Below are 6,809 nucleotides of genomic sequence, written 5' to 3'. Positions count from 1 at the left end.
CACAAGGGGTAAATGCACATTCTATCTATCCCTGTGACGCCTCCGGAGCAAACGGTCTGTATGAAGAGATCACAAAAAAAATGGGTGTTAATGTAATTAACTTTGGTACGGATACCGCCAAACCTACAACTGCTTCCTTCGCAGTGGCTACCGATGTAAAACAGGCGGCGTATGATGCAACAGAAGCGGTTATCAAGATGATGGGTGAAAAAGGAAATATCTTAAACGTTCTGGAAGTACTGGAAGATCCCAATACGGCACTGCGCAAAGAAGGTGTGGAAGAAGCGGTAGCAAAATATCCGGATGTAAAAATCATTCAGGAAATAGCCGGAATTAAAACCCAGGAAGAGGCAGTCAGCAAAATTGAAAGTGCACTTTCTGCAAATGTTGGGAAAATTGATGGTATCGTATGTACCGGACTTGTGACAAGTGTAGGTATGACACAGACTTTATCCGACTATTACGAGAAACAGGGGGATGACAAGCATATCTTTACGGTTGCGATTGATACGGACTCTGGTGTAATGAAAGGTATTGAAGATGGAATCGTAGATGCGACAATTGCCCAGAATACCGCAGGACACGGTTATATCTCCTGTATGATTCTAAAATATATGGGAGAAGGATATCAGGTAAAGAATGAGCAATATTTTATTAATGCGGGTAATGTTATCGTAACGAAAGACAATCTGACTACCTATGAAACAGAACTGGATCAGGTAACCCAGGATATTTTAGGAAAACTCACAACGGAATATCTGACGAAATAGAATAATGTGCCTTCCAGAGAAAATACGCTGCTATAAAGAAGCATTTTCGAAGGGAGGCATCAGTGGAGGTTTGTATGCTGGAATTAAAAAATATAAGTAAAATTTTCCCGGGGGTTAAAGCACTGGATGATGTTTCCCTAAGCTTTTGCAAAGGTGAAATACATGCTTTAATGGGTGAAAATGGTGCCGGGAAATCAACCCTCATGAAAATTATAACGGGAATTTATCATCCGGATATGGGAGAGATGTATCTGGATGGAGAGAAAGCAGATATCAAGAATTTCAGGGATGCAGTTGCCCATGATATTAATATGGTAAGTCAGGAAATTCAGGTTATCCCGGAATCAACGGTGGCTGAAAACATTATTTTAGACCGGATTGACCAGTTTAAAAAAAGAGGGATGGTGGACTGGAAGCGGATTAATGAGACAGCGGAGAAGTATCTGCGCATTGTGGGACTGGATATCAGCCCAACCCAGAAAATTGAGCATCTGACGGCAGCTCAGAAGCAGTTAATTCAGATAGCGAAAGCGTTGTCCTCAAATGCAAAATACATACTCCTGGATGAGCCTACATCCTCTTTGACCACTTACGAGAGCAATAATCTGATTAAGATTGTAAAGCGTCTAAAGGAGCAGAATGTGGCAGTTATCTTTGTATCCCATAAACTGGAAGAGGTAATTGCACTTTGTGATAAAGTATCCGTACTGAGAGACGGGAAATATGTGGGGACAAAAAGCTGTGTGGGAATTACCAGACAGGATATTGTAAAAATGATGATTGGGCGTGAGGAATCAAATGAACACCTGGGATTTTTGGATGTGAAAGAAGATGTGGTGCTGGAAGCGAAAAATATCACCACATACGGGCAGTTTGATCATGTTGGGTTCCAGTTAAAACGTGGGGAAATTCTTGGATTTTATGGTTTAGTTGGCTCCGGAAGGACAGAATTAGTGAGGCTTTTAATTGGTGCAGATAAAATGGATCAGGGTGAAGTTTATGTAAAAGGAAAAAAGGCATCCATTAATTCTGTCCAGGACAGCCTGGAGCGGTATGGCATCGGGTATGTATCGGAAAACAGGAAAGAAGAAGGACTGATTCTGGACTTTTCGGTTGGCACAAATACAACCATAACAATATGGTCGCGCATACGCAATAAGTTTAAGAAGATCAGCGTAAAGGAAGAAGAGAAAACGATCCGCTATATGATCGACAAAATGAAAATCAAGACGCCCACTGCGGAAACCAAAGTAGGAAGCCTCTCCGGCGGAAATCAGCAAAAGGTGAGCATCGGGAAGTGGCTGGCTGCAGACTGTGATGTGCTCATTATCGACGAGCCTACGGTTGGCGTTGATGTAGGGGCGAAAAAATATATTCATGATTTAATCTGGAGTCTTGCCAAGGATGAAGGGAAATCCATTATCCTGATTTCTTCCGATATGCCTGAAATGATTACCCTTGCCAGACGTATTCTGGTATTTAAAGACCAGAAGATTACAGGTGAAATTGATAACCTGAATGCCGGGGAACGAAGATATGAGGATGTAAGCGGTGAGATTGGAAAATTGATGGCTTAAGAAAAGGACCGGCAAAGACAGTAAAAATAACGAAATAAATGCAGGGCTGTCCCATAGGGCTGAGAGATCAGGTTTATGGGGCAGCCTTTTTGCGGGCAGCCGCATTCTACAGTTGTAACCTTTGCCGGGATATTATATGATAACAATAAAGTACAGATTTCCCAGGGAGGGGTGCCCTATGAAAAAGAAAAGATCAAAGAGTATAGCTTTTAGTATTTCTATTTATTTTATTCTACTAAATGTAGTCAGTTTTCTCCTGTTCTTTTACCTGATTAATTCCCAGTATTTTAAAATTGCAAAGTCTAATATTATGGAAAATAATCAAATAGCAGCGGACAACATTGCAAAAGGTGTGGATGATGTCCGGTTCTATTTAAACGACCTCACATTGAAAATGTACTCGGATGAAACGCTGAATGACCTTTGCAGCCAGATTTTCAGAGGGGAGTATGAGAATGAATCCCAGCGCCAGTCTTTGGCTTTCCAGGCGGAGAGCCGGTGCTATGACTATTTACTGTCCTATAATTTTATACATTCGGTGGGCTTATTTCTGGAAGATGCAGCTAAGACCGATATATATTTAATTAAGAATTACAGCAGTACCACCTACCAGGTTCACCGGGCTTACCGGGAATATGCCCAGGAACAGGTGATCAGGAATAAGGGGGCAATGAAGTGCTTTGATGTGGGCAAGGATCACAGTATTATATTTGCCAGGACGATTAAAGACTTTCGCAATGTACTCAAAGATGACCAGATTACCGGAACAGTAATGGTAATGATCCGGGGGCAATACATACGGGATATTTTAAAAAGTGCAGTTACTACGCCGGGAAGTTATGGCATGCTGGTAAATGGCAGCGGGGAGGTGACTTATGCCACCCGGGACGGACTTGCAGGGAAATTATTATCAGAAGTGGAAAAAGAGGAAGCAGACAGAGGAGCAATGCCGCAGATTCTGGAGAGGGGGATAGATTCTCTGGGGCAGAATCTGGTGATTGTAACACCTTTTCAGGATATCAGCCTGTCGATCAGCTCCTTTAAGAATACATTAATCGAGTTTCTGATTATTTTAGTTATTCTAAACCTGCTTCTGGTGCTTCTGATTTCCAAAAAATTAACCAAACCCATGCATGATTTTGTACATCAGATCCAGGATATAGGCATAACGGAGATAGCCAGGCAGGTAGATGCAAATGGCTACAGTGAGATTGAAAATATCGCCGATGACTTTAATCACATGCTGACCCGTATCCAGAATCTGGTGAATGAGAATTATGTGATCAGCCTGAATGAAAAGAATGCCCGGATTGAGGCTCTTCAATCCCAGATTAACCCGCATTTTATATTTAATACATTGGATACCATTAACTGGAAGGTGATGTTTTTGGATATGCCGGAGGTTACAAACATGATTACCTGCCTGGGTGATATGCTGCGCTACACGACTTATCAATATGGAAAAGAAGTAACGGCCAGTCAGGAAATGCTCCAGATTAAGAATTATCTTTATATTCAGGAGATTCGGTATGACCATTCCTTTCAGACCTATTATCATGTAGAGGAAGAAGCGTTAAAGCAGGTTATACCATGCCTGATTATTCAGCCTTTAGTGGAAAATGCAGTCGTTCATGGCCTAAAGGATAAGAAAGACGGCGTTCTGGTAATAAAGCTTTGCATCCGGGAGCAGATGCTTAGGATCATGGTTTTTGATAATGGAAATGGAATGGATCAGCAGAAAATCAGGGAGGTGTATGAGAAATCCAAAGGAACATTAAAAGAGAGTATTGGGTTATCCAATGTAAATCAAAGAATCTGCCTGACTTACGGGATGGAAAAAGGATTGAATATGAAAAGCCGTGTGGGACATTACACCAGAATTGAAATATCAATACCGGTTGCAGAGATTAAGTGAAGAAGCGTTTTGGACATGCAAAGATGAGCGTTGGTTGAAGGAAAATTTATAGAAAGGAAGCCACGGTGTGATTCTTTCAACGTTTTATTGTGGCTGTATTGCAGCAGATCTGCAATATGCAGTGGGTATAAAAATGATCAGGGTAATTGTCGTAGATGATGAAAAAGTCATTCGGGAAGGAATCGGGAGATTTGTAAAGGAAACAGAGGGGTTTGAATTATTGCAGATCTGTGAAAATGGATTCATGGCATTTGAGGCAATACAGGATAAAAAACCGGATCTTGTGATATGCGATATTCTCATGCCTAAATGGGATGGCATTCAACTGATCGGCGCATGCAGAGAAAAAGAAATCCAGTGTGAATTTGTTCTGCTAAGCGGTTACAGTGAATTTGAATATGCCAGAGCGGCTATACGGTATCAGGTGCTGGATTATATTAACAAGCCCATCAATCCTACCCTTTTAAAGAAAATGCTGGAAGATGCAGCCAGGGTGATCGGGAATAAGAATGAAATGAAGAAAAAATTGCAGTCCACGATTTATGATAAGGTCCTGGAAGAGGAGGGCATGTCCGGAAATGAAGAGCACATGGAACAACTGCAGATCCATATGCCTCACAGAGTATTGGCGGTTAACGTAGGAGATGTGAAAGGAAATGGAATTGAATCGGATCATATCAGGGATTACTGCGAAAAAATTTTACAAAAACAGGCATATGAGCAGTATATTGTTTATATAAAAAATGGAATTATCGTTATAATCCTGGTAGGAGTGGATACCCGGGAACATGCAATAGAAAAAATTTGGATGGAATTAAAGAAATACGGGAAAGGACAAGGCGGAAATGCTGCGCTTGGAATTGGGGATGCAGTGTCTGGAATGAAGGGAATTCCCATGTCCTACAGAAAAGCAAAAGCGGCTTTATATGAAGCACAGAGCGGACAGAAAGCACGTGCAAAAGAGGGCGGACTAAACGGACGCTGCTGCTTTTTTGAGCGTCTGCCATATCCGTATAAAAGTCCCGGCAGTATTTATGCCAGGGATATTTCGGCAGTGGAGCATGCGCTGCATCTGCACAACCGGGAACAGGTTCTGGAAGCGGTGCAGGAAACCATATGCCGCTATCAGAAATCTCAGCCGCCATATGTTGTTTATTCTTTCATACAAAGATGTGCAAAAGAAATATGGAATCTGTGCGAAGAAAATGCGGCATTACCCCAGGAATATGAACAAAAGGATCTTTCTTCACAATTAACGGCGGCACCGAATGTAGAACAGCTTCTGGAACGGTTTTATTCCTTTGCAGTACCGGCATGCAAATCCTTAGAGCAGATTCGGGGAAAGCATTACGGAGGTACGATAGATGAGGTAATCAGCTATATTCATTTAAAATATACCCAGGATATCTCTATAGAAAAAATTTGCAGTGTATTCTATTTTAATCAGAGCTACTTTTCCTCTTTATTCAAGTCTAAAACGGGATGTAATTACAATGATTATGTAACCAATTTAAGAGTTGAAAAGGCAAAAGAGCTTTTAAAATCAGGAAATTATAAAATCACTGAGATTTCAGAAATGGTGGGGTATAACTCATCCAGATACTTTTCTAAAGTATTCCGTTCCCGTACCGGAGAACTGCCTCAGGAATACAAGAACCGCTTTCTGAGCAAAGGGACGGATCAATAGAAAATGCAAGAATAGTGTACCATTTCCTTGAAATTGGTACATTGTTTTTTTTATAGATAAAACTTATATTATTGGTATCAAACAAGTGAAGGAGAGGGTACTATGAAGAAGCGGTTTATCAGCATTTTATTAGCATTGACACTTGCAGCAGGTCTGGCAGCATGCGGCGGTTCCGGTAACAGCGGGTCAGAAGAAACAAAAGGCGGTGCAGGGACAGAGACGACCCAAAATCCAACAGAGAAGGCGGCAGAATCCGTGACAAGTTCACAGGACACAGAAACGGCGTCTGTACAGGAAAGTGAGGCGTCAGAGGAAGGAAGCAGCCAGCCATTTGCGGGAGAGACGGTTACGGTTTATACCAGAAATGTGGATATGGCTGGATGGCAGCCATTTGTGGATCTGGTAAAAGAGAAAACAGGTATCATCGTGGAGGGCGTAGTGGCGCCCACAAATTACCCCGATGTGGTGACAAAATTAAGCTCTATCCTGACCGCAGGAGACGATTCTTTTGATATAGTACATTTAGACGAGCTGTTAGGAGTCACCTACAGTACAGCGGGCTATCTGGAACCGATTAATGAAATCATCGAAGCTGAAAAAGAAAATTATCCTGCAGATGTTTTGGAGCGTATATGCAAGAGTGCAGATGGAAACTATTATCTGCTGCCCCAGGAATTAAATGCTATGTATTTGTTTATCAACAAAGAGGTCTTTGACAAAGCGGGGGCAAAGATTCCGACAAATACTGATGAATTCCTGGAAACGGCAAAGGCAATGACGGATGAGAATACCTATGGCTATGGTGCAGCCTGGTCCAAGGGCGGGCAGTTATACAATGATTTAATCCGATGGATGTATTG

6 protein-coding genes are annotated in these 6,809 nt (G+C 41.8%); all 6 read left to right on the top strand.

Annotation, left to right across the window (positions count from 1 at the left end; translation table 11 throughout):
• Positions 1 to 770: sugar ABC transporter substrate-binding protein (locus ACH2DQ_RS15650; protein ID WP_395027360.1), on the top strand; the 770-nt coding region annotated here is incomplete at its 5' end.
• A gap of 74 nt (positions 771 to 844) precedes the next feature.
• A complete protein-coding gene (locus tag ACH2DQ_RS15645; protein WP_394915154.1) occupies positions 845 to 2,347 on the top strand; it encodes a sugar ABC transporter ATP-binding protein in 1,503 nt (500 codons plus the stop codon).
• A gap of 75 nt (positions 2,348 to 2,422) precedes the next feature.
• The gene (locus tag ACH2DQ_RS15640; protein WP_394915155.1) at positions 2,423 to 2,560 is read left to right on the top strand and encodes a hypothetical protein; all 138 of its coding nucleotides are present in this window, start codon (positions 2,423 to 2,425) and stop codon (positions 2,558 to 2,560) included.
• Complete coding sequence (locus ACH2DQ_RS15635; RefSeq protein WP_394915156.1) at positions 2,526 to 4,262, top strand: sensor histidine kinase; 1,737 nt, start codon at positions 2,526 to 2,528, stop codon at positions 4,260 to 4,262. Before ACH2DQ_RS15640 ends, ACH2DQ_RS15635 begins: the two co-directional genes overlap by 35 nt.
• Positions 4,263 to 4,329: 67 nt before the next feature.
• On the top strand, positions 4,330 to 5,949 hold the full coding sequence (locus tag ACH2DQ_RS15630; protein ID WP_394915157.1) for a response regulator: 1,620 nt from the start codon (positions 4,330 to 4,332) through the stop codon (positions 5,947 to 5,949).
• 102 nt (positions 5,950 to 6,051) lie between these two features.
• A partial coding sequence (locus tag ACH2DQ_RS15625; protein ID WP_395027357.1) for an ABC transporter substrate-binding protein occupies positions 6,052 to 6,809 on the top strand: 758 nt, incomplete at its 3' end.

This window comes from Robinsoniella sp. (assembly GCF_034124845.1).
The sequence above is the reverse complement of the archived record's forward strand: the minus strand, read 5'-3'. Positions and strand labels throughout refer to the sequence as shown.

What these genes read in the sequence shown, in the direction of transcription:
- ACH2DQ_RS15645 (WP_394915154.1), top strand. Translation starts at nt 845, where the DNA reads ATGCTGGAATTAAAAAATATAAGTAAAATTTTCCCGGGGGTTAAAGCA.
- ACH2DQ_RS15640 (WP_394915155.1), top strand. Translation starts at nt 2,423, where the DNA reads ATGGGGCAGCCTTTTTGCGGGCAGCCGCATTCTACAGTTGTAACCTTT.
- ACH2DQ_RS15635 (WP_394915156.1), top strand. Translation starts at nt 2,526, where the DNA reads ATGAAAAAGAAAAGATCAAAGAGTATAGCTTTTAGTATTTCTATTTAT.